The sequence below is a fragment of the Kosakonia sp. 1610 genome (genome assembly GCF_050435845.1).
Lineage (GTDB): Bacteria > Pseudomonadota > Gammaproteobacteria > Enterobacterales > Enterobacteriaceae > Kosakonia > Kosakonia cowanii.
In genome coordinates this window covers 1-25,403 of the sequence record NZ_JBNDKZ010000010.1, presented here as the reverse complement: position 1 = coordinate 25,403, position 25,403 = coordinate 1, and the positions used below count along the sequence as shown (strand labels likewise).

Annotated in this window: 24 protein-coding genes; 10 read left to right on the top strand and 14 right to left on the bottom strand. The window is 54.2% G+C overall.

The features are described 5' to 3' along the window. Positions 1 to 32: 32 nt before the first annotated feature. The 3 genes from ABIC80_RS20475 to ABIC80_RS20465 form a co-directional block, all read right to left on the bottom strand. Complete coding sequence (locus tag ABIC80_RS20475; protein WP_094419466.1) at positions 33 to 851, bottom strand: heme/hemin ABC transporter substrate-binding protein; 819 nt, start codon at positions 849 to 851, stop codon at positions 33 to 35. Continuing rightward, positions 848 to 1,900 carry a hemin-degrading factor gene (locus ABIC80_RS20470; protein WP_305206774.1) on the bottom strand — a complete coding sequence of 351 codons (1,053 nt, stop codon included), beginning with the start codon at positions 1,898 to 1,900 and terminating at the stop codon, positions 848 to 850. Before ABIC80_RS20470 ends, ABIC80_RS20475 begins: the two co-directional genes overlap by 4 nt. A gap of 65 nt (positions 1,901 to 1,965) precedes the next feature. Continuing rightward, positions 1,966 to 4,320 carry a TonB-dependent receptor domain-containing protein gene (locus ABIC80_RS20465; protein WP_429178432.1) on the bottom strand — a complete coding sequence of 785 codons (2,355 nt, stop codon included), beginning with the start codon at positions 4,318 to 4,320 and terminating at the stop codon, positions 1,966 to 1,968. 205 nt (positions 4,321 to 4,525) lie between these two features. On the opposite strand from ABIC80_RS20465, the gene ABIC80_RS20460 reads away from it, so the two are divergent. Further along, entirely contained in the window at positions 4,526 to 4,813 is a 288-nt protein-coding gene (locus tag ABIC80_RS20460; RefSeq protein WP_023479005.1) for a SelT/SelW/SelH family protein, read from the top strand. Between the two features lies 1 nt (position 4,814). Here ABIC80_RS20460 and hutX read toward each other — a convergent pair whose 3' ends face one another. Beyond that, entirely contained in the window at positions 4,815 to 5,303 is a 489-nt protein-coding gene (hutX, locus tag ABIC80_RS20455; protein ID WP_429178431.1) for a heme utilization cystosolic carrier protein HutX, read from the bottom strand. Positions 5,304 to 6,000: 697 nt separating this feature from the next. Further along, on the bottom strand, positions 6,001 to 6,174 hold the full coding sequence (locus tag ABIC80_RS20450) for a general stress protein (protein ID WP_023478999.1): 174 nt from the start codon (positions 6,172 to 6,174) through the stop codon (positions 6,001 to 6,003). Between the two features lie 346 nt (positions 6,175 to 6,520). Between ABIC80_RS20450 and zinT the strand changes: the two genes are divergently transcribed. The 6 genes from zinT to ABIC80_RS20420 all read left to right on the top strand — a co-directional run bounded on the left by zinT (position 6,521) and on the right by ABIC80_RS20420 (position 12,552). After that, the gene (gene zinT, locus ABIC80_RS20445; protein WP_429178462.1) at positions 6,521 to 7,159 is read left to right on the top strand and encodes a metal-binding protein ZinT; all 639 of its coding nucleotides are present in this window, start codon (positions 6,521 to 6,523) and stop codon (positions 7,157 to 7,159) included. A 184-nt stretch (positions 7,160 to 7,343) separates the two neighbouring features. Then, positions 7,344 to 7,898, top strand: coding sequence for an aldehyde dehydrogenase iron-sulfur subunit PaoA (gene paoA / locus ABIC80_RS20440; protein ID WP_429178430.1), 555 nt, complete (start codon positions 7,344 to 7,346; stop codon positions 7,896 to 7,898). Beyond that, positions 7,895 to 8,845 carry an FAD binding domain-containing protein gene (locus tag ABIC80_RS20435; RefSeq protein WP_429178429.1) on the top strand — a complete coding sequence of 317 codons (951 nt, stop codon included), beginning with the start codon at positions 7,895 to 7,897 and terminating at the stop codon, positions 8,843 to 8,845. The genes paoA and ABIC80_RS20435 overlap by 4 nt, the downstream gene beginning before the upstream one ends. Positions 8,846 to 8,848: 3 nt before the next feature. Beyond that, positions 8,849 to 11,038: an aldehyde oxidoreductase molybdenum-binding subunit PaoC gene (gene paoC / locus ABIC80_RS20430; protein ID WP_429178428.1), complete on the top strand. Its 2,190-nt coding sequence runs from the start codon at positions 8,849 to 8,851 to the stop codon at positions 11,036 to 11,038. Between the two features lie 9 nt (positions 11,039 to 11,047). Next, a complete protein-coding gene (locus tag ABIC80_RS20425; protein ID WP_429178427.1) occupies positions 11,048 to 11,986 on the top strand; it encodes an XdhC family protein in 939 nt (312 codons plus the stop codon). Further along, entirely contained in the window at positions 11,986 to 12,552 is a 567-nt protein-coding gene (locus ABIC80_RS20420) for a nucleotidyltransferase family protein (RefSeq protein WP_429178426.1), read from the top strand. Before ABIC80_RS20425 ends, ABIC80_RS20420 begins: the two co-directional genes overlap by 1 nt. Here ABIC80_RS20420 and ABIC80_RS20415 read toward each other — a convergent pair. Continuing rightward, positions 12,532 to 13,152: a histidine phosphatase family protein gene (locus ABIC80_RS20415; RefSeq protein WP_429178425.1), complete on the bottom strand. Its 621-nt coding sequence runs from the start codon at positions 13,150 to 13,152 to the stop codon at positions 12,532 to 12,534. The two genes, ABIC80_RS20420 and ABIC80_RS20415, sit on opposite strands and share 21 nt — an antisense overlap. A gap of 118 nt (positions 13,153 to 13,270) precedes the next feature. Here ABIC80_RS20415 and ABIC80_RS20410 point away from each other — a divergent pair, with 118 nt between their 5' ends. Further along, complete coding sequence (locus ABIC80_RS20410; protein WP_429178424.1) at positions 13,271 to 13,648, top strand: hypothetical protein; 378 nt, start codon at positions 13,271 to 13,273, stop codon at positions 13,646 to 13,648. Positions 13,649 to 13,681: 33 nt separating this feature from the next. Here the strand turns inward: ABIC80_RS20410 and ABIC80_RS20405 are convergent, their stop codons facing one another. Next, positions 13,682 to 13,951, bottom strand: coding sequence for a hypothetical protein (locus ABIC80_RS20405; protein ID WP_429178423.1), 270 nt, complete (start codon positions 13,949 to 13,951; stop codon positions 13,682 to 13,684). A 227-nt stretch (positions 13,952 to 14,178) separates the two neighbouring features. On the opposite strand from ABIC80_RS20405, the gene ABIC80_RS20400 reads away from it, so the two are divergent. Continuing rightward, a complete protein-coding gene (locus tag ABIC80_RS20400) occupies positions 14,179 to 14,514 on the top strand; it encodes a hypothetical protein (RefSeq protein ID WP_429178422.1) in 336 nt (111 codons plus the stop codon). Positions 14,515 to 14,684: 170 nt separating this feature from the next. On the opposite strand, the gene ABIC80_RS20395 is transcribed toward ABIC80_RS20400, so the two are convergent. The 5 genes from ABIC80_RS20395 to ABIC80_RS20375 are packed head-to-tail and all read right to left on the bottom strand — an operon-like array spanning position 14,685 to position 23,296. Continuing rightward, the gene (locus tag ABIC80_RS20395) at positions 14,685 to 15,248 is read right to left on the bottom strand and encodes a hypothetical protein (RefSeq protein WP_429178421.1); all 564 of its coding nucleotides are present in this window, start codon (positions 15,246 to 15,248) and stop codon (positions 14,685 to 14,687) included. After that, on the bottom strand, positions 15,236 to 19,378 hold the full coding sequence (locus ABIC80_RS20390) for an RHS repeat-associated core domain-containing protein (protein ID WP_429178420.1): 4,143 nt from the start codon (positions 19,376 to 19,378) through the stop codon (positions 15,236 to 15,238). The genes ABIC80_RS20395 and ABIC80_RS20390 overlap by 13 nt, the downstream gene beginning before the upstream one ends. A 10-nt stretch (positions 19,379 to 19,388) precedes the next feature. Beyond that, entirely contained in the window at positions 19,389 to 19,517 is a 129-nt protein-coding gene (locus ABIC80_RS20385; protein WP_429178419.1) for a hypothetical protein, read from the bottom strand. Then, a complete protein-coding gene (locus ABIC80_RS20380) occupies positions 19,514 to 21,067 on the bottom strand; it encodes a hypothetical protein (protein ID WP_429178418.1) in 1,554 nt (517 codons plus the stop codon). Before ABIC80_RS20380 ends, ABIC80_RS20385 begins: the two co-directional genes overlap by 4 nt. 12 nt (positions 21,068 to 21,079) lie before the next feature. Then, positions 21,080 to 23,296, bottom strand: coding sequence for a type VI secretion system Vgr family protein (locus ABIC80_RS20375; RefSeq protein ID WP_429178417.1), 2,217 nt, complete (start codon positions 23,294 to 23,296; stop codon positions 21,080 to 21,082). 1,108 nt (positions 23,297 to 24,404) lie between these two features. On the opposite strand from ABIC80_RS20375, the gene ABIC80_RS20370 reads away from it, so the two are divergent. Then, a complete protein-coding gene (locus ABIC80_RS20370) occupies positions 24,405 to 24,770 on the top strand; it encodes a hypothetical protein (RefSeq protein ID WP_139569110.1) in 366 nt (121 codons plus the stop codon). On the opposite strand, the gene ABIC80_RS20365 is transcribed toward ABIC80_RS20370, so the two are convergent. Together ABIC80_RS20365 and ABIC80_RS20360 are read right to left on the bottom strand one after the other, a co-directional pair. Continuing rightward, positions 24,767 to 25,264 carry a DUF4225 domain-containing protein gene (locus ABIC80_RS20365; protein WP_429178416.1) on the bottom strand — a complete coding sequence of 166 codons (498 nt, stop codon included), beginning with the start codon at positions 25,262 to 25,264 and terminating at the stop codon, positions 24,767 to 24,769. The two genes, ABIC80_RS20370 and ABIC80_RS20365, sit on opposite strands and share 4 nt — an antisense overlap. After that, positions 25,255 to 25,403 (bottom strand): integrase core domain-containing protein (locus ABIC80_RS20360; RefSeq protein ID WP_429178461.1); only part of this gene is annotated, 149 nt, incomplete at its 5' end. The genes ABIC80_RS20360 and ABIC80_RS20365, both read right to left, overlap by 10 nt.

Genomic DNA, 25,403 nt, shown 5'->3' with positions numbered 1-25,403 from the left:
TCCCCACAGGAGACGGGAAGCGGCTCGGGTTATCACGGTAGCTGCTCCGCTTTCTTGCGCAGCTCAAGCAGTGCCTGCGGGGTGCGCAGACCAAAGCCCAGCAGCGCGGCCTCATCGACAATTAACAGCTGTTTGTTGCGCCCGGCGGGAGTTTGCGCAAGGCCCGGCAAGTACCAGATGTTCTCCTCGCCGCCCAGATGCTTCACACCGGCGGCTGAGATCAGCACCAGATCCGGCTGGCTGGCGATCACCCCCTCCTGCGACATCGCGCGGTAGTGGGAAAAACCCTGCATCGCATTATTAAGCCCCGCCGCCTGGATGGCGCCATCCGCCGCCGTCTCTCTTCCCGCCACCAGCGTGCCCATGCCGCCGTGGCTAAGGATATAGAGCACCTTTTTATCCAGCGGCGAGGTGGGCAGCGCGGCAATCTCCGTCGCCAGTTTTTTGCGCAGCGCCAGGCTCTCTTCGTTTTTGCCAAGGGCGCGGGCGATCACCACCACTTTCTTATCGATCTCGGAGAGCGTATAGCCGCCCGGCACCGGCACCATGTAGACATCGTTGTCCTGCACGCTTTTCAACACCAGCGAGGGTTGCGCCTGGCTGCCCGCCAGCACGATGGTAGGCCGCAGCGACAGAATGCCCTCCGCATTTAGCTGGCGCACATAGCCGACATTCGGCAGCTGCTTTACCTCGGCAGGCCAGGTGCTGGTACTGTCGCGCCCCACCAGCTGATTCTGTGCGCCCAGGCCATAGACGATCTCCGTGACATCGCCGCCAAGGGCGACAACTTTTGGCTCGGCGGCCACCGCCAGTAGCGGTAGCGCCAGCAAGAGCATCACCACGCGTTTCATACCTCGTTCCTCCACGGCGTCAGCGCTTTGATCTGCCCGCGCCAGCAGGCCTGTTCGCGATCCCCTTCGCTGCGTTGACCATAAAGCTGAGCGATTTGCGTCCCATCCTCGGCAAACAGCTCCAGGCTGGTGACATGCCCCTCCGCAGTCGGCTTGCGCGTCACCCAGCTTTCGTGGATCCCCGCCTCTCGCAGGTGCAGGGTAAAGATCTTATTCATCACCCGCAGCCAGTCACCCACCGGCGCACACTTCTCCAGCGCACCGGTAAAAATCTGTATGCAGCCACGGTTGCCGACAAAGATCATGATCTCATTCCCCTCTTGCTGCACCTGCTGCAAAAGATCGGGCAGTGCGTTGTTGCTGACCTGGCAGGCGAGATCGTCGCCCACCAGCCGAAACGCCTGCTGACGTGAGACGTTATGCTTGCGCAGCAGGTTGAAGAACTGGTGGACATCGGTCATCTCCCGCCAGTCGTGGTCAATAGCCTCTCCATCGGGCGCTTCGTCGTAAAATTTGCTTTCGGCCGCGTAGAGGGAGAGCGGCACCTGACGCCGACTCCCGAAGCGCTCCACCAGCTCATCCCACTGACCGCCGTCGGTGTAGGGCGTGGCGTAGATTTTCAGCAGTCCATCGCCCTGGTGATCGAAAAACTGAATACTGCGGCGCTCGCCTCTTGGCCCCTGCTCCCGCAGGTAATAGGCACAGGCCCACTGGCTCATAAAGAGGCGCAGATCGAGGCCGCGCGGGTTGAGCACCACCCCGGCGCGATCGCTGATATGTTGATTGGTGAAGCGCCCGGTCATCTCATGAACCGCATATTCATTGCGACAGATGCTTTTGGCTTCGCCGACGCTCTCCAGCGCTTTGAAGATATGGCGCACCGTGCCCTCCAGGCGCACAGCATCGTAGCCAACACGCGCTTCGGCCAGCTCCGCTTCGCTTATCGCCAGCTGGAACGCAATATCTCTGGCGCTTTTTGCCGGTTCAAGCGCTCTGATTAACTGATACTCCTGCCAGATGGCGGCATAATCCTTTGAAGATACAGGCATATTTCTCACGTCCTTTATGTGTCTTAATATCCCCGGCGCGCGCCGGGGGTAAAGAGGCTGCCGGATTAAAAATCAATATTGACGCCCAGCTGCCAGCTGCGCCCTGGCATCACGCTCAGCGCATTGTCGTAGCTATCCTGGAGAGTGCGCGTTTCCTGCGTCCGGCTGCTGAGGTAATCCCAGTATTTGCGGTTGGTGAGGTTGTAGATGCCGCCGTTAACCTTCACCTGTTTCGCCACCTGCCACCAGGCGCTCAGGTCGACAACCCCGTAACCGGGCACGCGCATATAGCTGCTGCTGGCGGTGGCGATCGGCTCGCCGCTGTTTTGATAGGTTTCACGGCTGGTTGCGGTGGCGCGCTTACCTTTGACAAAGGTGGCGGTCAGCGCGGTGCCGTAGCGTTTTGCCGGATCGTCCCAGCCGAGGCCGACAATCGCTTTCATCGGCGCGACGCTGTCGAGATCGTGGTAGGCGTCGCCCATGTAGCGCGATTTGGCTTGCCCCTCGGCGTAGCCATAAGCGAGGGTTGCGCGCAGCCCTTCCGCCTGCTCAAACCAGCTGCCGATATCAAGCGTGGCGCTGATTTCGCCGCCGTAGATAAAGGCCTTATCGCGGTTTTCCGCCTGATAGCTGGTATAGATATTCGACGGCACGTTGGCAAAGTTGCCGGGGTTGTCGGCGCGGCGATAGCGGGTGTAGGCGATAAAGTTTTTGTAGCTGTTGTAGAACACTGCACTGCGCAGCGTGACGCCCTGCGCCACCTCGCCTTTCAGCCCCCATTCGAGGTTATCGCTGGTTTCGGTTTTCAGCGCCGCGTTGCCGATCAGCGCATACTGCGCGCGCCCGGCATAGTTAGAGCCGAGATTCCAGGAGCCGTAGCGCTGGCTGGCGCTGGGGAACTGCGCCCCGCGGCGGTATTGCAGATAGCTCATCAGACGCGGCGTGATGTCGTACTGGAAAGTGAGCGACGGCAGCCACTCGGTATCACTGTTTTTGTGGTACAGCGCGTTAACATCTGCGGTATTGAGTACATTGCTGGTGGTAGTCAGGCTGCCGAGATTTTCCGGCTTCATTGACTGGTGCACCACGCGTAGGCCGGGAATGAGGGCAAAATCGTGCTCTCCGGCGGAGAAATTGATCTGATCCTGCACAAATGCACCGATGATCTCGTTTTTACTGTCCGCTTCAGGCTGCATGATCGCGCTGCGCGCGTTCGGCATTGGCTGCTGGTGGAACGGGCGCTGCGTTTTGCTGGCGCTGGCATTAAAGCCAGCACGCAGATCGTGGCGGCCGAAGCTCTTCGCCAGCGCATGCTGAATACCTATCGTATCGGTGTCGTAACTGGAGTAGACGGTGCCCTGAATGCCGGTGGCGCTGTCCGGCATCCACGTGGCATCGTGCGCCTGGGTGCGCTGTAAATAGATCTTTGTCGAAGCGCTATCGACCCACGCATCGACCGGTGTCCAGTCATCTTTCAGGCTGATGGCCCAGCGCCGGCTATAGCTGCCCTGTTGAGCGTTGCCAATGATGGCGCTGCCGTCACGGTTCCAGGCGTCAAAGTGGGTATGCGTCGTTTTGTTGTAGTACTCCGCCGTATAGGTACGTTTGTGCGCCTCGGAGGCTTGCAGGATCCCGGAAAGCAGCAGCGCATCGGAGTGCCAGTTAGCGGGGTAAGCCCCGACTCTGTCGCTGTTATTGCGCGTTTGCTGGCCGTCGCGGCGGCTGTAAACCACAATGCCGCGCACTCTCTCATCCCCTGCCGCGGCCGTTACGCCGTTGTGCCAGCTGCGATCGCTGGAGTCATAATCACTCTGGTAACCCGCGTAGTAGTGCTTCGCCCCTTGCAGGTAGTCATTGGCGGATTTTGGCCGGAACGAGACATTGCCGCCGATGGTGGTGTTGGCTTGTTCCACAGAGGTGGCGCCTGGCTGGATCGCCACGTTGCCGTAAAGGTAGGGGTCAATATAGTCGCGGCCAATGCCGAAGGTGTTAAGCCCGGCGCGTCCGGCGTAGCTGCGCCCGGTGGCCTCCGGCTGGGGAATGCCATCAACATCAATGCCGACGCGGTTACTCTCAAGGCCACGAATGTTATAGCCGGTGTAACCGCCGCGGTCGAAGCCGCTCTTACCGTTGCCGGAACCGCCCCCTGCCCCGGTAGCACCAATCAGCGGTTCATACCGCATGATGGAGCCAAAATCATTCGCCCCGTTGCGTTGCAGAGTGTCAGCATTGATGGCGCGATCGCTCCCGGCTTTAAGCCGTGGGGCGGGCGCGGTAATGACCATCTCTTCGGCGCGTTCTTGTTCATCGCGTGGTGCGGTTTCTGCCGCAAAGCTTGCGCTGGGTGTAAGCGTTGTCAGTAATGAGGTGACCAGCACGCGGTTTCTGAAGCGTAGCCGGTAAAAAGGTGTAGTCGTCATAAGTGTGTGTGCCTTTGAATTATTATCATCGGGCTCACATCAACTCCCAGAAATCAGCGGAACCGTACACCAGCCGCACGGGCCAGGCATCAGCTCTCTGTTATGGGCAGGATAATAATGATAACCATTATCACTTGCAACGATTTCATAATCCCACCATTTTGCTTACACTTTGTGGACCCATTTCCCTTCTGGTAACAAGATGATGTCCACTAAACCTGCCATCACTCTGCACTACTGCGTACAGTGCAACTGGATGCTCCGCGCCAGCTGGATGGCGCAGGAGCTACTCCATACGTTCAATACCGACTTAGGATCCGTGACGCTGATCCCCGGCACCGGTGGCATATTTGTCATCGAAGCCGATGGCAGCGTCATCTGGGATCGCAAGCAGGAGGGCGGCTTTCCCGATGCCGCAGAGTTAAAACGCCGCGTGCGCGACTGCTGCTTCCCGGAAAAACCGCTGGGTCATGTTGAAAAGCGCAGCGAGTGATCTACTGCGCGAAGGCCTGCCTCAGCGCGCGGAACGCCGCCAGCTGCTGTGGAATAAGCTGGTGACGTTCGTCACGGGCAACGAAAATTTTTAGCATCGCGCTGCCTGCGGCATTGAAAAAGAGGATGGTGGCGGCGTCCATCGCCATAAATTTGCGTTCAATAAACGCGATATGGTAGCAGTGGTCGGCTTTGATATGGCCCGATACCTGCTCTTTGCCCTGCAGATTGAAGTAACCGTGGCTGTAAAATCCCGGCGGCAGCGCGATTGTGCACTCCAGGATCACATCTTCGGTGTGGATCAGGAGCAACACTGTGCCCCAGGTGGTCACCTCTTGCCACACCTCGTCAAAGTGGGTACCGGCAATCATCTTGCTGCCAGGCAGTTGGCGTACCACTTCAAGCAGCGTGGTTTGATAATGCCGGGCGACGTGTTCAAGTATGCAATCCGGCTCGGTGTGCAGAAACTCCTGTAAGCTCTTCTCTGTCATAATTTTCTCCTTTGACTTTCCCTTCGCCACCTCTCCACTGCAGCGATGAATGAGAATTACTATCATTTGTCTCGAGAAAAAACTGCGAGCTACCGCGCAATAAAAAAGGCCGCCGAAGCGACCTTGTAACTATTTTTTAACCGGTTGCGGTTTTTTGTCGCCGGATTCCGGCGCTTCGCGTGGATCGTCTTTTTCAATATTGAACACAAAACCTCCTTTTGCGAATGGATGTTTAGTAAATATAGCTAAGCCTTGCACTCTAAACCAGGCGGCAGAGGGTTAAAAAAGCGCCATTAGCGGAGAAAAATTAAGCTGAATCGGTTCAAAAAGCCGCCCACATAGCTAAAAATGGCGTATTTTCAAATATTTGTTCATGAAATAATTTATTCGTGAGCAGCGTAAAATTTCATTACAAATGCGCGTTTTAGCAGCTTATGCTGATGCCCAATTGTGCATAGCTTGCCAACTCATTGTTAGTAACGAAGATGCATTTGCATACCCTCAGGCGCAGATCGGATTTCCTGTACCTGAGGGATTTTTTTTGCCTGCAGTCGCTCAGAAAATAATGAATCAAGGGAATTAATTTTATTTATTCTGGGATTTTAAAAACCATACAAATAATTAAGCGAGCCGTTTCCGACTCGCTGGCGTTTAAAAATTAAATTTTAAACTTCAGGTTAAAACAGCAACGGCACCACTATTTTTTATTGCTGCTGTTGCTATTCTGTCCGCCTTTCTTACCGGCTTCGGACGCGCGCTCTGGGTCGTTTTTAAAGTTCCCACCGCTCTGCTGTCCGCCTTTACGCCCTGCTTCTGAGGCTTTTTCACGATCTTCAGCGAAATTACCGGAACCGCCTCTATGCTCGGCCATGTTATTTCTCCATCTGTCGTTTCAAATATAATCAATATGACATCAGCGTCATATCAATCGCCTTTCATGATTAAGCCTGGCCATAAACATAATTTATGTCAAAGCGCAGCCGTTAATTAATACCGCGTTTATGCAATGCGTATTTTTTATTTCTTCTATCCCACTGGTTAGCCGAGAAAAAATAGCGCAGCGGGAGGCTAAATTTATTTTACGGCTGCGTTTAGTGTACTAATCACACCGGTTGCCGCCAGCCTGTCGTTGCAGGCTCTGCCAGGGCTGGCATTTGCTTTTGTTATAATATAACATTTCAATTTATGACAAACGTAACCAGGGAGTGATACCGATGATGAAGAAAACGGCTTTTGCTTTGGCGATGGGCGCGCTGCTGATGAGCACGCAGGGCTTTGCCCATGGGCATCACCACGGCAAACCGCTGACGGAAGTGGAGCGTAAAGCGAGCGAAGGGATTATTGATGATAAAGATGTGAAAGATCGCCCGCTCTCAGACTGGGATGGCGTGTGGCAATCCATTAACCCTTACCTGCTGAACGGCGATCTCGATCCGGTGCTGAAGAAAAAGGCGCAGCACGGCGATAAAACGGTGGAGGCGTACCGCGACTATTACAAAAAGGGCTACGCCACGGATGTCGATATGATCGGCATTGAAAACAACGTGATGGAGTTTCACAGCGGCAAAACCGTCAATAGCTGCCGCTATGATTATGCCGGTTACAAGATCCTGACCTATGTTTCAGGCAAAAAGGGCGTGCGCTATCTGTTTGAGTGTACAGACGCCAGCTCTAAGGCACCGAAGTATGTGCAGTTCAGCGATCACACCATCGCCCCGCGCCAGTCCCAGCATTTCCACATTTACATGGGCAATGAGTCTCAGGAAGCATTGCTGAAAGAGATGGATAACTGGCCGACTTACTACCCCTACAATATGACTAAAGCGCAGATCGTCGACGAGATGCTGCACCACTGATCTCTCTACGGGCGGCCATCGCTGCCGCCCGCCTCCCCCCTTATCTTCCCCCGTTTTTCCCGCGCCGATGATTTAGGAGTAATCCTCTCCAGAGTGCCGTCTATGCTTAAGGCTTAAAAAAACGATAACGCCGTTATAAGCACACCCCTTTTAATTCACCCGCATTGATGACTGGAGGCCTGGTATGAGCAACCAAGGCAACAACCCGGACGCGCACCGCGCCCCGGAGCTAATCCCGCTGTCCTTAACTGTTAACGGCGAGCGCCGACAGCTTGAGGTTGATACCCGTACCACGCTGCTGGATGCGCTGCGTGAAAGTTTACATCTCACCGGCACCAAGAAAGGGTGCGACCACGGCCAGTGCGGTGCCTGCACAGTGATCGTTAACGGGCGGCGCATCAACTCCTGCCTTACCCTGGCGGTAATGCAGCAGGATGCCGACGTCACCACCATTGAGGGCCTCGGCTCGCCGGAGGATCTCCATCCGATGCAGGCGGCCTTTGTCAAACATGATGGCTACCAGTGCGGTTACTGCACGCCGGGGCAGATCTGCTCCTCCGTCGCCATGCTGAAAGAGATTGAGCAGGGCATTCCCAGCCACGTCACCCTCGATCTCGTCTCCCCGCCGGAGATGACGGCAGATGAGATCCGTGAACGCATGAGCGGCAATATCTGCCGCTGCGGCGCCTACGCCAACATGCTGGCGGCGATTAAAGAGACCGCCGGGGAGAAATCATGAAGACCTTTACCTATGAGCGGGTCACCACCACTGCCGAAGCGGCTGCCAGCGCGCAGCGCACAGAGGGGGCGAAATTTATCGCGGGCGGCACTAACCTGCTTGATTTGATGAAGCTGGAGATTGAGACGCCGACCCATTTGATTGATGTCAATGGCCTGGCGCTGGATAGCATTGAAGCGACCGCTGAAGGCGGCCTGCGCATTGGCGCGCTGGTGCGCAACACCGATCTTGCCGCCGATGGGCGCGTGCGCCGCGATTATGCCGTGCTCTCCCGCGCCCTGCTCGCCGGAGCTTCCGGACAGTTGCGTAACCAGGCAACGACCGCAGGCAACCTGCTGCAACGCACGCGCTGCCCCTATTTTTACGACACCAATCAACCCTGCAACAAACGCCAGCCGGGCAGCGGCTGCGCGGCGCTGGGCGGCTATAGCCGTCAGCTTGCGGTGGTCGGTTCCAGTGAATCCTGCATTGCCACTCATCCAAGCGATATGGCGGTTGCCATGCAGCTGCTTGATGCAACTGTTGAGACCGTCAACCCGGACGGCAGTGAACGCCAGATCCCGCTGGCAGAGTTTTATCGCGCGCCCGGCGACACGCCACATCTGGAGACGGTGTTGCAGCCCGGCGAACTGATTGTCGCCGTCACCCTGCCGCCGCCTGCGGGCGGCACGCATATCTACCGTAAAGTGCGCGACCGCGCCTCCTACGCGTTTGCGCTGGTCTCCGTGGCGGCGATTGTCCACCCGGACGGCAGCGGGCGCGTGGCTATCGGCGGCGTTGCCCACAAACCGTGGCGGCTTGCCGAAGCGGATGCGGCGCTGCCGCAGGGGGCGCAGGCGGTGTATGACAAGCTCTTCGCCACCGCACAGCCCACGGCTGAGAATGCATTTAAATTGACGCTGGCGAAGCGCACGCTCGCCTCGGTGTTGTCAGAAGCGAGGGCGTAAACGATGAAATTTGAGAAACCGGCAGGTGAGAACCCGATCGATCAACTGAAAGTGGTCGGTCAACCCCATGACCGCATCGACGGCCCGCTAAAAGTGAGCGGCCGCGCCCACTACGCCTACGAATGGCATGATGTACTGCCCAATGTCGCCTATGGCTATATCGTCAGCGCGGGGATTGCGAAAGGCAAAATCAGCGAGATTAACTGCGATGCGGCAGGCAACGCGCCGGGCGTGCTGTCGATTATCACCGCCGATAACGCCGGCCCGCTGGGCAAAGGCGAGCGCAACGCCGCCACGCTGCTCGGCGGCCCGCAGATTGAGCACTATCACCAGGCCGTTGCGCTGGTGGTGGCTGAAACCTTTGAGCAGGCGCGCGCCGCCGCCGGGCTGGTGGATATCACTTACCAGCGCGAAAGCGGTGCTTACGATCTGGCGGCAGAGAAACCGGCGGTCAACAGCGCGCCGGAGAGCGCACCGGACAAAAATAGCGGCGATTTTGACACAGCCTGGGCAAGCGCCGAGGTGAAACTCGACGCCACCTACACCACGCCGGATCAGAGCCATATGGCGATGGAGCCGCACGCCTCGATGGCCGTCTGGGAAGGGGATAAAGTGACGGTCTGGACTTCCAACCAGATGGTCGCCTGGTGCCGCACCGATCTGGCCGCCACCCTCAAGTTGCCGGAAGAGAACGTACGTATCATCTCGCCTTATATTGGCGGCGGTTTTGGCGGCAAGCTCTTCCTGCGCAGCGATGCGCTGCTAGCCGCCCTCGCCGCTCGCGCCTTGCAGCGCCCGATGAAAGTGATGCTGCCGCGCCCGATGATCCCCAATAACACTACCCATCGCCCGGCGACTATTCAGCACATCCGTATCGGCACCGATCGGCAAGGAAAAATCACCGCCATCGCGCACGACAGCTGGTCCGGCAACCTGCCGGGCGGGACGCCGGAGACGGCGGTAAACCAGACCGAGCTGCTCTACGCGGGGGCTAATCGCCATACCGGTTTACGGCTGGCGACCCTCGATTTACCCGAGGGCAACGCCATGCGCGCGCCGGGTGAAGCGCCCGGCCTGATGGCGCTGGAGATTGCCATTGATGAGATGGCAGAGCGAGCCGGGATCGATCCGGTTGAGTTCCGCATTCTCAACGACACGCAGGTTGATCCGAAAGATCCACAGCGCCCCTTCTCACGCCGCCAGTTAGTGGAGTGCCTGCGTAGCGGCGCGGATCGCTTTGGCTGGTCGCAGCGCAACGCCACGCCTGGCCAGACGCGGGACGGAGAGTGGCTGGTGGGCTACGGCGTCGCGGCGGGCTTTCGTAACAACCTGCTCGCCCCGTCCGGCGCACGCGTGCACCTCGACGACGCAGGCCGGGTGACGGTGGAGACGGATATGACCGATATCGGCACCGGCAGTTACACCATCATTGCCCAGACCGCCGCCGAGATGCTCGGCGTTCCGCTCTCACACGTTGAGGTGCGCCTTGGCGACTCCAGCTTCCCGGTCTCTGCCGGTTCCGGCGGGCAATGGGGAGCCAACACCTCTACCGCAGGCGTTTACGCTGCCTGCGTCAAGCTGCGTGAAGCCATCGCCAAAAAACTGGGCTTTGATGCCGCTTCAGCGGTGTTCGCTGATGAGACGATAAGCGCGGGCGATCGCAGCGCACCGCTAAAAGCTGCGGGCGCGCTCAGCGCGGAAGATACTATCGAGTTTGGCGACCTGGATGAGCAGTATCAGCAATCGACCTTTGCCGGACACTTTGTTGAGGTCGCCGTCGATGCGGCAACCGGTGAAGTGCGCGTGCGCCGCATGCTGGCGGTGTGTGCCGCCGGGCGCATCCTCAACCCGAAAACCGCGCGCAGCCAGGTGATTGGCGCGATGACGATGGGGCTGGGTGGCGCATTGATGGAGGAGCTGGCGGTCGATACGCGCCAGGGCTACTTCGTCAATCACGATATGGCGACCTACGAGGTGCCGGTACATGCCGACGTGCCTGAGCAGGAGGTGATCTTCCTCGACGACACCGATCCCATCTCCTCGCCGATGAAGGCCAAAGGCGTGGGCGAGCTGGGGCTGTGCGGCGTCAGCGCGGCGATTGCCAATGCGATCTACAACGCGACCGGCGTGCGGGTGCGGGATTACCCGATCACGCTCGATAAGCTGCTCGACGCCTTGCCGGATATTGCCTGAGGAGACGTTATGCAGCAGACCATTCTGGCACCCGACACGGCGGATGAAGCGCTGCTGACGCCACAGCAGGCGCTGCTCACCGATGACAGCGAAGCGATTCTGCGCTTCGCCGTTGACGCGCTAAGCGCAGGCATGGGGGCAGCGCTGGTAATGCTGACCGGCATTCGCGGCGGCGCAGCACGCGCAGTGGGCGCGCAGATGGTGGTGCGCGAAGACGGCGGCTATTGCGGCTTCGTCTCTGGCGGCTGCGTGGAGTCTGCCGCCGCCTTTGAAGCAATGGCGGCACTCGCCTGCTTTGAAGATCGCGTAGTGCGCTACGGCGAGGGTTCGCCGTGGTTCGACATTGTGCTCCCCTGCGGCGGTGGCATCACGCTGCATATTCATCGCCTGCGTAGCGCGCAACCGCTGCTGGCGGTGCTGAACCTGCTTGCGCAGCGCCAGCCCGCCGCGCTGCGCTACCATCCGGCTCGTGAACAGCTTGAGTGCGTTACCGATGTGATCGAAAGCGGCTGGCATGAGGAGATCTTTACCGTCGCCTACCGCCCGCGCGTGCGGGTGATGGTGTTTGGTCGCTCGATTGAGGCGCAGGCCACCTCTAGCCTCGCCCGCGCCTCGGGCTACGATGTGCAGCTTATCGAGACGCTAAGCGATGGCGCACAGATCGACGCGCAGACGGCGGTGATCCTGCTGTCGCACGATCTGCACCGGGAACTGCCGGTGTTGCAGGCGGCGCTTAGCGCGCAGCCTTTCTACATCGGCGCGCTCGGCAGCTATCGCACCCATCAAAAACGCACACAGAAGCTCAGTGAGATTGGCTTTGCGCCCTCTGACATTGCGCGCATCAAAGCGCCGATTGGCATTTTCCCGAAAGCGCGCGATGCGCGTTCGCTGGCGCTCTCGGTGCTGGCGGATGTCGCCGCCGCGCAGCTTGCAACGGACGAAAGCTGATGGTTGATCCAGTGGTAATTATTCTTGCCGCAGGCCGCGGCGAGCGGTTTCTTGCCTCCGGCGCGCAACGCCATAAGCTTGATACGCCGCTCGGTGAGCGCACGCTGCTGGAACATGTGATTCATGCAGTAGAGCGCGCCGGACTCAGCTGGCACCTGGTTCGCCCTGCGGGTGACACGGGCGGAATGGGTGACTCTATCGCGCTGGGCGTTAACGCTACTTCGAACGCCTCCGGCTGGCTGATTCTGCCCGCCGACCTGCCGCTGATCGCCCCGGAATCGTTGCTGCGCGTCGCCGAAGGGTTAGGTGAAAAACCGCTGGTGGTGCCGTGGCATCTGCAGTGCCAGGGGCATCCGGTGGCCTTTTCCCGCTGCTACTTCCCTGCCCTGCGGGCATTAACTGGCGATAGCGGCGCGAAAAGCATTGTGCAGCAGGCAAGAGCGCGCGGCGAGGTGCTGGATCTGCCGCTGACAGATGCGGGGATTATTCAGGATATTGATACGCTGGAGGATTTGCGGCGGGCGGAGCGTATCTACGATAACCCTTTACACGTCCAGCGTGCGTAAGTGAGTCGCCACGCCCCAGCGCAGCACCTCGCATTTTTCTTCTGCCATTTCTAACACCGCGTAGCTGGCATTGGGCTGGGCATAGCGGGCGAAGTTCTCCAGGCTCCCTTCCTTCAGCAGCGCCAGCAGCCCCTGAGTGACGTGCCCATGGCAGACAACGCAAAGGGTTTTATGCGCCGCGCGCGAGTGCTGATGCTGTAAAAACGCCAGCATGCGCTGCACCGCCTGCGCCAGCGATTCGCCGCCAGGCGGGCAGAATGCGGCATCGTGCGCGAATAATGCATCTGCTTCAGCGGGACATTCAGCCCGCAAATCCTGCGTGGAAAGCCCCTCGTAGCGCCCGAATGACTGCTCCATCAGCGCGGCATCAATCACCAGCGGCGCCTGAAAAAGCGCGGCGAGTTGTTCGCCCATGCTGCGCGCCCGCGCGAGCGGCGAGCTAAAGACGCACTCTGCGGCGTAACCTTCATCTTTTAATGCAGCGAGTAATGCCGCCGTTTCCCGCTCGCCGCGTTCGGTGACTGGGCTGTCCTGCTGGCCCTGAATCATGCCCGCGCGGTTCCACTGCGTTTGTGCGTGGCGCACAAGAATAACCTTCATCTGCCCTGTTCCTCGCCCGGTATATTCGCGGGAAATTTATAATGGGTATGAATGGAAGAAGAGTGGCTATCATGTGGCGGGAATACAAGCGAAAAAATAACGCGAAGATGGGTAAGAGATGGTTGAGATAAAAGCGTTTAATGCGGTTTGCGCGAATGTCGCCAACGAGGATGAGGTGCTAACCCTTGGCGTAGGAGACGATGCACGCGACCCGGATCATTTTTTTATCATTGGGAGATTTGATGAAGATGATCTTGCTATTGATGAGTGCATCGGGTTTCAGAGCGACGACACCGCCTATGAACTGGCGGCGGCAATAGAAGCCGTTACGCTAAGCGTGGATACATTGACGATTCGGCTGAACGAGGCTGCGGCGCAGCAGGCAGGTTACAGGGAGTATTGCGCGAAGATTTCTGCTGTTCAAAACAGCGAGGAGTTGCAAGCCGCCTTGCTGACGTTATTTGCAGGCAGCAAAGTGCTGCTACAACTTAAATAATGCTGTGGTGTGAATGTGCCAAACAGCCAAGGCTCAGCGTACGCGCTGATACTGATTCACCCGGTGGCCCACCGCGATGCATTTCGCCTCGACCATGCTGATGTAGTAATAGCGGGGGTTTGGCAGATGGGTCATCAGCCACGGAAGCTCCGTGGAGTATTCGACATCAGTGGTGGCGATCATCCACACCGGCTCGCCGTATAAGGTGATGATCGTAGCGTGATGGGCGTGCTCATCCCATCCGCGTCGGCTCTGCGCGGCATAGGCTCTGGCGATCTCGATGGCTTCAGCTTGAGTGATCAATACAACGTCCTGAGCGGAAGAAGTTTTAAGTAAGCTACACGGCTTTGTTGCGAGTGGCTATGACGGTTTTTAGCTGAGGAAGTAGGGAATTTATCTCGTGCGTGGCGATTCACCTGCTGCGAGAAGGAGATTATTTCACATGTGGTGCTTTTGTTTGGGCTTCGTTTTTACATTCTCTTTTCGCCTCAGCTACACTACCCGCTCAATTTTTCTTGCTGAATTCAACAATGTTAAAAAAATTACGCTTTATCATTCCTCTGCTCGCGCTGATTGGTGCTGTCGCCTACTGGCTAACGCCGCACTACTCCGAAGAGGAGGAGAGCTATTACCGCGCGGTGTTCTGCACCATCGATCATGACGATCCGCAGAATTTTGCCCGAGATATGGAAAACATTATTGAGGGCGGCAACTCCGATTACGCGTTACGTAAAAATCACTACATCTCCGCGCTGGGCGAACGGATGATCGATACCTGGACGTCGCTCAGCGCGCAGCAGCAGGCAGAGATCAAAGAAAGCCAGCAGAAATGCCGCGACATGATGAGCGACAAACAGCGGTCATAAAGAGTGAACACAGTTAGGGATAAGGGTCTGCTTAGCGGGCTCTTAATTGCTGCCTATAGTGCAAATTATTATGGTGAAAGAAAAGACGAGTAATTCGCCAAGGGATCAAACAGTGAATTCCCTCACGCGCAGTATTTTAGAAAATTGCGCGTGAGGAGAAGTATGAAACTTTAAGAATATTGCCAGAAACCTGCCACTATACTTTCATCATTTTTATTTTTATATAAATATAATGCGCCATAACCAAATATATAATCACCATCGATCAAATCATCAGGATAAAAATCTTCATCAACTTGCAGTAAAAACTCATACCCATCTTGCTCAAGCCCCTCATAATAATACTCTTCATCCTGAATCAGATTTGGTTTTTCAGATTTAGTAATAAAACCAAACTCATCCACACAGCTTTGTTTATAACCAATAATTTTTGATTTCTTAATATAGTTTATTGTGTAATTTTCGTTATTACTTTCATCCGTGTTGGGATGAACAAAAACTTTGACGCTGCAATCAGGATAGATATTGTGATCCACTAAAGTATCGTATTGTTCCGGCACAAAAATAGAAATATATGTGGATTTTTCAGGGTGCTGAAAAGTAGTGTAAAATTTCAAACCTTCAATTTCTGAAAGTTTATCAGTGAAGTAGTCAGGGATATTCCCTCCAATCCTACCAATGACATTTTCATCAACTGAATTATCGATATTGGCTAGTAAATTCATTTTTTGCATTTTATTAACCCATTTTTGGTGGCAAAATCGATCGCTTCACCTCTAAGTGCCATAGCGACTTCAGTGGCGAACCGTTTAGCATTTTTAGGCTCCCAGCCCCTATTATTGACCAAATCCTCGTAAATGCCTCGCCGAGTGATTGCCGTATTTATATTAATATTCTGTAACGCTGTTTGCTTTTTCAAAACGCTTGGCTTATGCAACCCATACTTAGCCTGCAATTTTGAAATAGTTTTATGCATCATCCTCTCCTGCAAGGCGACGGCCGGGTTGGTTGATGCAATCCCCGCGGATCGGCTGGAGATAAAGCCATTGTTTCTTAACCAGGCATTTTGAAGTAATTCATGCGCGGTCAGACCATCTTTGGCATGAAGCGAGCTGCCATATCCGGCAATACCAAACTCATTGATTAAGCCTAACGGATCGCACCACATTTGGGGATTTGGCGCATATTGATAGGGATTAACGCCCCCCATCATGCCAATGGGATCCTGACTAATATAGGACGCAATCATCGGATCATAGTAGCGGTAGCGGTTGTAGTGTAGCCCGGTTTCGGCATCGTAATACTGTCCCTGGAAGCGCAGCGGGTTGTCGATGCGATTAGCATAAACCTCACCGCGTTCACCCCAGACGCCGCTTTTCTCTGACCAGACTATCTCGCCGCAAGGCGATGTCAGACGTATCGGTGCGCCATTTGGATCGCAGTGATAATGCCAACTCAGTTTTATGCCATCTTGCTGAGTCATGAGCGCCAGCGGTAAGAAACTATCAGGGTAATAGAGATATTCGCGCATGCAACCGAATAGAGCCGCCTGGACTTTTTGCCTTTTTAACCTGCCGCCGGTATCAAAAATATCTATCGCCGCGTGGTACTCTTGCGTAGCGGTAACGGTCTCCCCGATCAGCGCATCCCCTTGCCAATAGAACCAGTGAATGTGCGTTGGTGTTTGCTTAAATACCCGTCGCCCTAACCCATCATAGCCATAGCGCACAAGGCTATTTCCTTTGCGTACAGCAATCAGTTGACGGTTTTCGTCCCAGGTGAAATCTTCTTTATCATCGTCGCTCAAGTTATTACGACGCTGACGCAGTTCCCCTGCCCGATCAAAGATGTAGCTTACGCCCCGATGACTCCCCTCACGGAACCATTCGCCTACACTCTCATTAACAGGATGGATTTTTGTCTGAAGATGTGTTCCTGTGGCGTCCTGCACAAACTGGCGCAAGACATTATCGGGCGCGGTATGTGCTGTCAGCCGTCCAACCGGATCATAGTGATAGCGATCGCTACCCCATAAACTATCTTCGCGCAGGGTAAGATGCCCTGCACGTCCATAGGCAAAACCGCGGGTGAAGAGCGGCAAATCATTTTTCAGCACCTCTTGCGCAGTCACCCGTCCAAGCCGATCGTAACTGATGTTACGTGTCACCTCCGCGGAGAGTTTTTCACTGACTCTGCGTCCGGCATCGTCAAAAGCGAAAGTGATCGGTGCATCCTCATTAAGTTTTATTTGCCTAACACGGTCTTGTTCATCCCACTCATAACGCACCAGGTGCCCCCCGTCACTGTCGCGTGATATCAGGAGACCGCGCGCGTTATAGCCATAGCGCAACTGGAATCCGTCCTGCTCCTCAAGCATTACGCGTCCGGCATCATCATATAGCCATGCCAACCGGCGCCAGGGATTTTCACACAGCACGATTCGCCCGCAGGGATCGTAATGATATTTTGCCTGCAAACTATCACCACTGCGTCGTTCGCTTAGCCTACCGGCTTTATCGTAGCCATAGCGAATTTCTCGCCCCAGCGCATCTGTACGTCCGATCAGGCGGCCAGCACAATCCCAGCGGTAACGCGTTAGTTGTCCCCAGTAGTCGCTTTCTGTTTCAATCCGCCCAAGAGCGTCACGGGTAAGTTGCCAGCTCTGCCCATTTTGATTGATGACCGCCAACAGGCGATCTTCCCGATCATACTGATACCGCAGTGTCGCTCCATCAGGGGTTTCGCACGCAGTCAGCATACCGGTGCCGTTATAATGGAAACGTGTAACGCCCCCTAGTTCATCGGTAAAGCATACCGGATCATCTTCCCGATCATAGGCGATGCGCAGCTCCCCACCCGCAGCATCAACCACGGCCACCAGCCTGTCCTTAATATCGCGGTGGAAATGTGCTGTGCCGCCATCCTCATCGACACGCTCCAGCAAAGCCCCGCGCACAGAATAGCGAAAACGGGTATCGCCAGCTCCGGCAAGACCTGCTGCCCGTAAAAAACCAAAGCGATCGTATTGGTAGTGGCTCGGCGAGGAACCGGGCACCTGCGCGGCAATAAGCTGGCCAAACGCATCATACTGATAACGAGAGACAACCCCAGTCGGATCCGTGCCAATAATCAGATTGCCTCGCTCATCAAACTCCGAGCGCCAGCTTGCACCTTTCTCATCGATTAGCGTTAACAGCGCACCATAGTCATCATACTCTGCCTGAATACAACATCCGTCTGGCATATGCTCGGCCGTCATTCTTCCCTGATCGTCATACTCCCAGCGATAGAGACTGCCGTCCGGCTCAATCACTTCGACCGTACGGCCAAAATCGTCATAGCGAAATACGGTGTTTCCGCCAAGCGCATCTAGTTCAGCCACCGGCAGCCCGTTTTCATCAAAAGTAATACGCGAAATGTTGCCCTGCGTGTCGCTGACTTCCGCTTCATTAAGCAACGTATGCCATGCGAAGCGGTATTCCCATACACCGCCATCTCCCCACGCATGCACAACCTGCCAGGCCTCGTTGTATTCGTAGTGGAAACCCTGCCCGTTGCAATCGATATGAGTAACCATGTGATGTTGCCGGTAAACGAAACGGCGCGGGTTCGACAGAGCATCGATCTCTGCCTTCAACTGCCGACCAGTATCGTATTCGTAGCGAGTCAGCGGCGTGATTTCGCCGTCCAGCGCATTGCGCAGGCGCAACGCTATTAGACGTTCATCTTGCTGAGTAACCAGAATTTCACGTCCGGTCATGCCTGCATGTGTGAACTCACGGATTTGCATGAGTTCACTGCCGTTCCACTCAAATCGCCAGCCATTGCCGTTACGATCGATAATGTGACGTACCGGCAAAACCCCTTGTTTACCTCTAAAGTGGAGTATTGGGGCATTTTCTTGCTCAATATGCCATAGCACTTCGCCGTTGACGGTTTGCCGCCACAAGCGGCTACCATCGGGTAAACCAGTTATGCCCTGCTCGCGTCCATCAGCCTGCGGCAGCGCTGCAAATAGCGTGACGCCTTCCGGCTGAGAGAGCAGAGCAAAACCTTCATCGGGCATCACCTCAAGTCGAATATCGGCTGGCGTCAACCAGCCATAACCGCACATGCCTTCAACCTCACAATCTGCAGAAGAGTATGTGCGGATCCACACCAGAGGTAGACGTCCCGGTAACACAAAATCTTGTTGCTCGAGGCTGACGCTGCCATCCCGAATATCGACCGGCTCGGCACGCAAAACCCGGCATTTTAGAAATCCGGGAGACATATCCCGGAAGAGCTTCTGACGCAACTTACGAAAACGACGCATAAAGAGTCGCCACTGTGGCGTTTTTTTGAATTTCCTCAGCCCCTTGCCTAGCCCGCTCAAACCGGCACGCATCAGAAGCGCCATCAGGTTAATAGTCGGCGGCCCACCGACCACAACATTATTTGGAATCGCCAGGTTAAATGTTAGTGGCAGGGTCAGGGAAAGCGGCTTGGGTTTAGTCGCACGTTTAAGACGAAACGGCGGGATCATTCCCAGAATATTGCAACTCAGCACAGGCATGCCAATGCGCGAGAAGGGCTCACCATCAACGGAGACGGTTTTACTGCCCATAAATAACTCATCTTCAATTTGAGGGCCGCCCGGCGCACGCAGGGGCGGTATCCATGCACCGCCCACTGGAATATGCACTGAAATCCCCCCGGTCCCTGCGCTGGCGCGTTTGATACTGTTGACATGCACGGTGGTGCCAATCAACGGCAGGTAATCAAATACGTCAAAAACAATGCCGATATGGGGCGTTGGCAGAGGCCATGGGTAGGTATGGATATCCAGCCCAAGTTGGGGATCGAAGTGAGCGCCGGAGTGCATCAGTTTCGCCTCAGAACATGGCACGCAACAATGCGCGCAGGAAGGTACGGATCTCTGTCGCCAGCCCGCTGTCAGAGAGACTCAGGTACAGTAGTGCCAGCAGAGTAACAACAACAATAATGATAATGCGTGTCTTCATAACGAATTGTTTCCTGCATTTTCAGATAACGATGCACCGGTACTTCCCCATGCGGGCAGGCTTTGCCACTCCCCCGGGGGCGCGTCAAAAGGGTGGGCAATGTCGGGCAGACCATTCCAGTGCGGGTGCAATTTCTCCCGCGCCAGTCGGATCACGCGACGAAAACTATCATCACCGCGACGAATGAGGTTTTCCCGCTCCTCGCGAATCAAGGTGAAGGCAGCCTCAAGTTGCAGCTGCAGGCGCCTTTCAATCTCTTTAACCTGGGCGCAGCCTGGCTGCTTCGGTAAATGCGCTTCAGCCTGCTTGATCAAACGCTGTTTTTCGATCTGCCAACGTGTAGCGCAGGCTTCGATGGCCTCGGTACGGCGCTTATCATGCATTCGCAACAGGTCTTGCAGAACAAGGGGCAGAGTTGTTTGTCCTCGCTCTTGCCGTGGCACTTGCTCAGCTGCCTGAACCGCGTGAGCATATTCTTCCATCGCCGTGGGTCGGTGTCCGGCGAGCCAAAGGCAGAAACCTGACATCCGCCAGCCCTCCATCTCAAATAGCGGATGCGGTATAGCCTGTGCCGACAGTGCGGCCTGTCGGTAGCACTTTGCTGCCTGCAGATAATCTTTCTTCGCAAACCACGCACCCGCTTCACCGAACAGGCTCTGTGTATGGAGTTGTCCTTTTATTGTCGGCTCAGGAATATCGACAGCAACGTTTTGCGCGCGCTGATAGTGCTCAACGGCCTGCACATAGTCGTGCCCTTTTAACCAGCCGCCAGCAATCAGGTTATGCATCATCGCCTGTTGGTCGCTCCAGCCGCGTCGCTGAGCCACGCCAAGTGCCAGGTTGCCGCGTTCGGCAACTTGGGCAGCACTCCCTTTTTCCAGCAGCAACATGGCGTCAGCCAGGTAACGGCGAAACAGTAAACGATCGGCGTCGGCATCAGTTTGCTGCTGTGCCGTCTGATGCATAACCTTCATGCCATCGATCTCGTCGATAATGAGCTGCACCCGACGTGGATTCGCTTCATAAAGGGGCTGCCAGAGAGGTTGTTCCACAGTATCAATCAGCAACAGGCGCGCCGCGCCGGCTTCCTGTTCCAGCCAACCATTAAGCCAACGTGTCAGGGCCTTCTCGTCACTGACGCCGGACGGCTTCAGAACCAGGATCAGGTAACGCAAATCATCGGCAAACGTGTCGGCAAACCCCTGTAACATTTGCCAAAGTTGTGCCGGCGAGTGACAGGGAAGATAGTGTTCTGCCTGCCAGGGCGCAGCATCCTTTGTCGCTTCGTAGTGCTCAACAAATTCGCGTCCCAGCGCCTCGCTGTAAGTAAAACCGGTTTCAAATGGCGTGGTCAGGCTCAGGAAAAGATCCGGTAGCGTTCGACCTTGCGGATGCTGTTGCAGAGCTAAAAAGCCATCCAGCAGAGATTCACCTCCAGCAGGCACACGCCAGATATAGGCTCTGGTTGGCGACGGCTGCACATTTGCATCCAGCCAGCTGAGTTCCAGCTCGCTCATTACTTTTTCTGTGGGATTTTTTGCTGTACTCATATCCCGTCCCGATCAGGCGTTGAGCTCAATTTTTTTGCCATTCACCATTACGCCTGATGCATTAATAGTAATGGTTGATCCGCCAGCAGTGATCTCAACGCTACCGTTGCTAATCAAAATTCTGCTCTCGCCCACATTGATGCGAAAAGTATCAGTGGCACTGTCTTCCACGCTCCCTTTTGTAAAACGGGTATCGCCGCCGGTAATGTTGATAGTGCGCCCTGCGCCGATGGTAAGATCTTGTTTTCGCGTAACAGTACGCACTTCGCTGCTGTGTACCGTTACATCACGATTACCAGTAACCTCCAGCGTCTGGTTACCGGTGACATTAACCGTACGGTTCTGCTGGATGGTGACTTTTTCATTACCCTGCACGGTACGCGTACGATCCTGAACCACGGTTAGCGTCTGGTTACCCTGCACCGTGCCAGTATTATTGCTTTTCACTGTGATGGTGTGATTGCCCGTTATGGTCTCATCACGATTTAGCTCGACACTGAGGATTTCATTTCCCTTAACGCTTTCTGTACGGTTTTGCTGCACCGTAGTGGTTTCATTACCGTTAATGGTTTTACTGCGATCCTGTCCGACAGTAACGGTTTCGTTGCCCTCAACTGTGCGGATACGGTTTTGTTTGATATGGCTCGTTTCGTTTTTGCCGACAGTTTTTGTGCGGTTACTGCCAACATCATGGGTTTCGTCGTTTTCAACTTCGGTATCCATATTGCGTTCTGCGTGCAACCACAATTGCTCTTCACCGGGCTTGTCTTCAAAGCGCAACGCGTTGGCATTCTCCGGAGCACCATCTTTCGAACGGCTCATAAAGCCCATCTGTGTCGCGGCAGCAGGCAATGCCCACGGCGGCATACTGGCTTCGTTATACACACGGCCAATAATGATCGGTCTGTCGGGCTCACCATTAATAAAGTCGACCACCACTTCGTCACCTACACGTGGTATCTGTACCCCACCATAGCCCTGGCCTGCCCAGGCGCTGGAGACGCGCACCCAGCAGGAGCTATTCTCATCTCCCTGACTTTCACGATCCCAGTGGAACTTCACCTTCACACGACCGTATCTGTCGGTCCAGATTGACTCGCCTTTCGGCCCGACCACACGTGCGGTCTGCGGCCCGTAAGTACGTGGCCATTCGGTCACTGTGGGCGGTCTGAATGTTGTCGTCGCAGGGATTACCGTAAAGTCGATGCTGTGGCGCGCACTTGCAATATCACCGGAAGCGTACTGATTCTCTTCAAAGTCATACTGTGCGCTTGTCACCAGCCACAGCACGTTATCGGCTGGATTGGGTGAGCGTGCCAGCGTAAAGGTATGTCCCGGCGCAATACCTGTGGCAGTGGCTGTGCCCTGGGTTTGCTGCTGTTCCGCCTGCCATGCCTGCTGGCGAATTCGGGCATAAAATTCCCCGTCACCGTGCTCAACAAAACGCCCTGGCCAGTCATAGACATCGATTTTCCCAGGGGTTGGCGATACGGGGTTTTGCAGGGTTTGCAGCATCCAGGCGTGCGGTTTACGAAAATCATAGTCATCGGTGCTGTAGAGGCCGGGTGTCACCACATGCCGCGCCAGCAATTGGCTGATCCCCTCTTCACTCACTGCTCCGCCACTTGCCTGCGCATGCCAGGGAATAGTTTCGTAACCAGGAAAGGCCTCTGCATGGGAATAGTCATCCATTAGTACCAGCGTGTGCCCCTCTTTATTATGACGGAAGAGATAACTGATGCCTTCCAGCTCCAACAGACGACTAATAAAATGGAAACTGCTTTCAGCATATTGCACGCAGTAATCCCACTGCCGATAGCTACGAGTAAGCTTGTCCTCAACGCTAACGTTGTACTCAGAAAAGAGAGTTTTGACGATGTCAGGCACACGCTGCTGCTGGAAAATGCGAAAGTTTCGGTCACGCATCATAGGCCAGAAATCGGGTTCAAGCGTAGTTTGGTAAACGGCGTAGTGTGTACCATCCAGCTCTTCAGAACGCACAGAAACGGAAGTGATTTTACCTGTAAGGTAGCGCTCAGTACCGTGCACACCGGGTACTATGACTGTCATGTCCTGTCCAAGTAATTTCTGCCTGTCGAGGGTGAAATCCTGGCTTAGCAAATCTACCTGAAAGCGAAATGGCGCGGAAAGGCGCTCCTCTCCTTTAAACATCCAGAATAAGAGCGAATCACTTCCAGCGGATGAGAGCACGGTTATCCGGTTAACCATACGAGTTCCTATAAAGTAGAGGTGACATTGAGGGAGAAACTCTCTCCACGCATGATCTGTGCAGGTGATTATTTAATAAGACCATGCTACTCAGGGTTATATTCCTGACGGCGGGTCATAACAGGCACTGTTATTTGGATATAACCAGAACTGTCACAGATTTCCAGATAGGATTATTCTCATTCATTACAAAATGCGAACTGTGAGAGAAATATAAAAGCCATATCTCTCATAAAACCATTCTTTTCATATACTTTTTTTCTTGAAAAAGAATCGCTTGTAAAAGCCACTTATTTTTTGGATAACTTTTTGTACAGGGAGATTGCTTATTGTTCCCGCCGCTCCTGCACGCGAAAGAACCATGCCGCTCTCCTTGTCTGACAGGTATGGCGTTGAAAATAAAAAAGACAGGGTTTACCAAATAGCAATAGCACTGAGAATCAGCAATAAAGCCCTTGTTCACTTTTAGTTATACAAGCTTTAGCCTTGGTTGGAAGTATGCGTATCATTTTAAAAATGATACCTCCAGGGGTGAGCAAGAACATCTATACCATCCTGTACGCATTCACTACCGGATTCTACGGAAAGGTTATGAACCAAGTAGTGCTACAAGCAGGAAGTAGTGGTCTTAAAACAGAGATGGTGTGAATAAAGATGGAATTTTGAGGAGATAATAGAAGTCGAAAAATAAAATCAAGCCATTGATTTTAAATCAATATTTAATTTCGATAAATAAAACTATACACATTGGCGGCGGCGTTCATTTTTGCACCATAGGCTGAACTACAAAAAAATTTTTTTGAACTTAACTGTTCACTCTGTTCACCCTGCATTTTTATTCATACATATCAATTGTTTAGATGGTGACGAGTTGGTTAAGGGTGAACAGTCTAGTGTTCACGACTTATCAATGTTGAGCAGTAATTTGGAATTTGAGAGGTGATTAGAAACACTGATGCTGTCAAATGAATCAATCCAGTGGCTTGCCTAACATAAAGCGTATCATGCTGAGGCATAGCCAACGTCTGTGACACTTTAAGTAGATCTCTGATCCTTTTGAGTTTTTTCTATCGTAAAATATCAAGGTATCGATAAGTTACAGGAACAGATGATGCCAGATTACAAAGCAAAGGTTGCAAGTGCCGGGTTTAGTAAGCGAGAGCTTTTAGGCTTTAAACGCCATTTTAGACAATTAAAAGCAACTTATCATCCTAACTTGACCGCCGAACTGACACTTCCAGCGCTGATAGGGGAAGAGGCGAGAAAGTCAATTATCATGACACGGTACTATATCGTTGCGATTCTCTTGTCTACCCTTGCTGCTTATATTTTTAGTGACTGGTCCTACCTATTTATGCCTGCCTGTATGCTTTTTTTTGCTTTACTTGACGTGCGCTCTTCGGCCAGAGAAGCAGATCGCACGATAGTCTGTCAAACCAAGCTCATGGTACTGGCTATAAAATTGTGGTTTTAGTCGTCGAATTTATAATTTTCATCGATAAACTCAGCTTTAAACTTATATGCACTAGTACCTATGAAATATATTTTCATTGCACCGTTTCTACTGGCCCATTTCGTTATAAAATCGTTACTCGCATGTCGGAATAAGTTCCCGGTTCCCGGCTGATCACCAAAATATTTAGTTAATAGTCTGTTATGGTTTTGGGTAAGTACCGGCATTCTGATTGCTGCATACAATGTCAGTGAAAACTCAACTCCACTATAAGCCATATCACCCGCATCATCATCAAGACCAGCTATTTTTGCCGCTTCCCTGTAGATTGCGCGTATCGGACCTGCTTTATTATGTTCATATATCAGTGGAGAAACCGATTCGTAGACATTATTCGCGCCATAGGCTATTAGCATCAAACCCACGCCACGCATTGTTTTAAGGTTTAGTAATTTACCAAGCTTAGTCAGCCGATACCCGCCCCAGGCTTTGTAAATAGCCCATTTTAGTTCCATGAATTTTTTGAGATCCCGGCCAAATAATAGTGCTGTCGATATTGTTCTGGCGTCATATTGTTCAGTGATTCATGCGGGCGTTCACAGTTATACTCTGACACCCATCTTTCCGTTATTTCCCGCACTTCATTCAGCGTTC

What these genes read in the sequence shown, in the direction of transcription:
- ABIC80_RS20395 (WP_429178421.1), bottom strand. Translation starts at nt 15,248, where the DNA reads ATGCAAAAAATGAATTTACTAGCCAATATCGATAATTCAGTTGATGAA.
- ABIC80_RS20365 (WP_429178416.1), bottom strand. Translation starts at nt 25,264, where the DNA reads ATGGAACTAAAATGGGCTATTTACAAAGCCTGGGGCGGGTATCGGCTG.
- ABIC80_RS20470 (WP_305206774.1), bottom strand. Translation starts at nt 1,900, where the DNA reads ATGCCTGTATCTTCAAAGGATTATGCCGCCATCTGGCAGGAGTATCAG.
- ABIC80_RS20385 (WP_429178419.1), bottom strand. Translation starts at nt 19,517, where the DNA reads ATGAAGACACGCATTATCATTATTGTTGTTGTTACTCTGCTGGCACTA.
- ABIC80_RS20410 (WP_429178424.1), top strand. Translation starts at nt 13,271, where the DNA reads ATGGTTGAGATAAAAGCGTTTAATGCGGTTTGCGCGAATGTCGCCAAC.
- ABIC80_RS20380 (WP_429178418.1), bottom strand. Translation starts at nt 21,067, where the DNA reads ATGAGTACAGCAAAAAATCCCACAGAAAAAGTAATGAGCGAGCTGGAA.
- ABIC80_RS20400 (WP_429178422.1), top strand. Translation starts at nt 14,179, where the DNA reads ATGTTAAAAAAATTACGCTTTATCATTCCTCTGCTCGCGCTGATTGGT.
- paoC (WP_429178428.1), top strand. Translation starts at nt 8,849, where the DNA reads ATGAAATTTGAGAAACCGGCAGGTGAGAACCCGATCGATCAACTGAAA.
- zinT (WP_429178462.1), top strand. Translation starts at nt 6,521, where the DNA reads ATGAAGAAAACGGCTTTTGCTTTGGCGATGGGCGCGCTGCTGATGAGC.
- ABIC80_RS20370 (WP_139569110.1), top strand. Translation starts at nt 24,405, where the DNA reads ATGATGCCAGATTACAAAGCAAAGGTTGCAAGTGCCGGGTTTAGTAAG.
- ABIC80_RS20475 (WP_094419466.1), bottom strand. Translation starts at nt 851, where the DNA reads ATGAAACGCGTGGTGATGCTCTTGCTGGCGCTACCGCTACTGGCGGTG.
- ABIC80_RS20375 (WP_429178417.1), bottom strand. Translation starts at nt 23,296, where the DNA reads ATGGTTAACCGGATAACCGTGCTCTCATCCGCTGGAAGTGATTCGCTC.
- ABIC80_RS20425 (WP_429178427.1), top strand. Translation starts at nt 11,048, where the DNA reads ATGCAGCAGACCATTCTGGCACCCGACACGGCGGATGAAGCGCTGCTG.
- ABIC80_RS20465 (WP_429178432.1), bottom strand. Translation starts at nt 4,320, where the DNA reads ATGACGACTACACCTTTTTACCGGCTACGCTTCAGAAACCGCGTGCTG.
- ABIC80_RS20420 (WP_429178426.1), top strand. Translation starts at nt 11,986, where the DNA reads ATGGTTGATCCAGTGGTAATTATTCTTGCCGCAGGCCGCGGCGAGCGG.
- ABIC80_RS20415 (WP_429178425.1), bottom strand. Translation starts at nt 13,152, where the DNA reads ATGAAGGTTATTCTTGTGCGCCACGCACAAACGCAGTGGAACCGCGCG.
- ABIC80_RS20460 (WP_023479005.1), top strand. Translation starts at nt 4,526, where the DNA reads ATGTCCACTAAACCTGCCATCACTCTGCACTACTGCGTACAGTGCAAC.
- paoA (WP_429178430.1), top strand. Translation starts at nt 7,344, where the DNA reads ATGAGCAACCAAGGCAACAACCCGGACGCGCACCGCGCCCCGGAGCTA.
- ABIC80_RS20450 (WP_023478999.1), bottom strand. Translation starts at nt 6,174, where the DNA reads ATGGCCGAGCATAGAGGCGGTTCCGGTAATTTCGCTGAAGATCGTGAA.
- ABIC80_RS20435 (WP_429178429.1), top strand. Translation starts at nt 7,895, where the DNA reads ATGAAGACCTTTACCTATGAGCGGGTCACCACCACTGCCGAAGCGGCT.
- ABIC80_RS20390 (WP_429178420.1), bottom strand. Translation starts at nt 19,378, where the DNA reads ATGCACTCCGGCGCTCACTTCGATCCCCAACTTGGGCTGGATATCCAT.
- hutX (WP_429178431.1), bottom strand. Translation starts at nt 5,303, where the DNA reads ATGACAGAGAAGAGCTTACAGGAGTTTCTGCACACCGAGCCGGATTGC.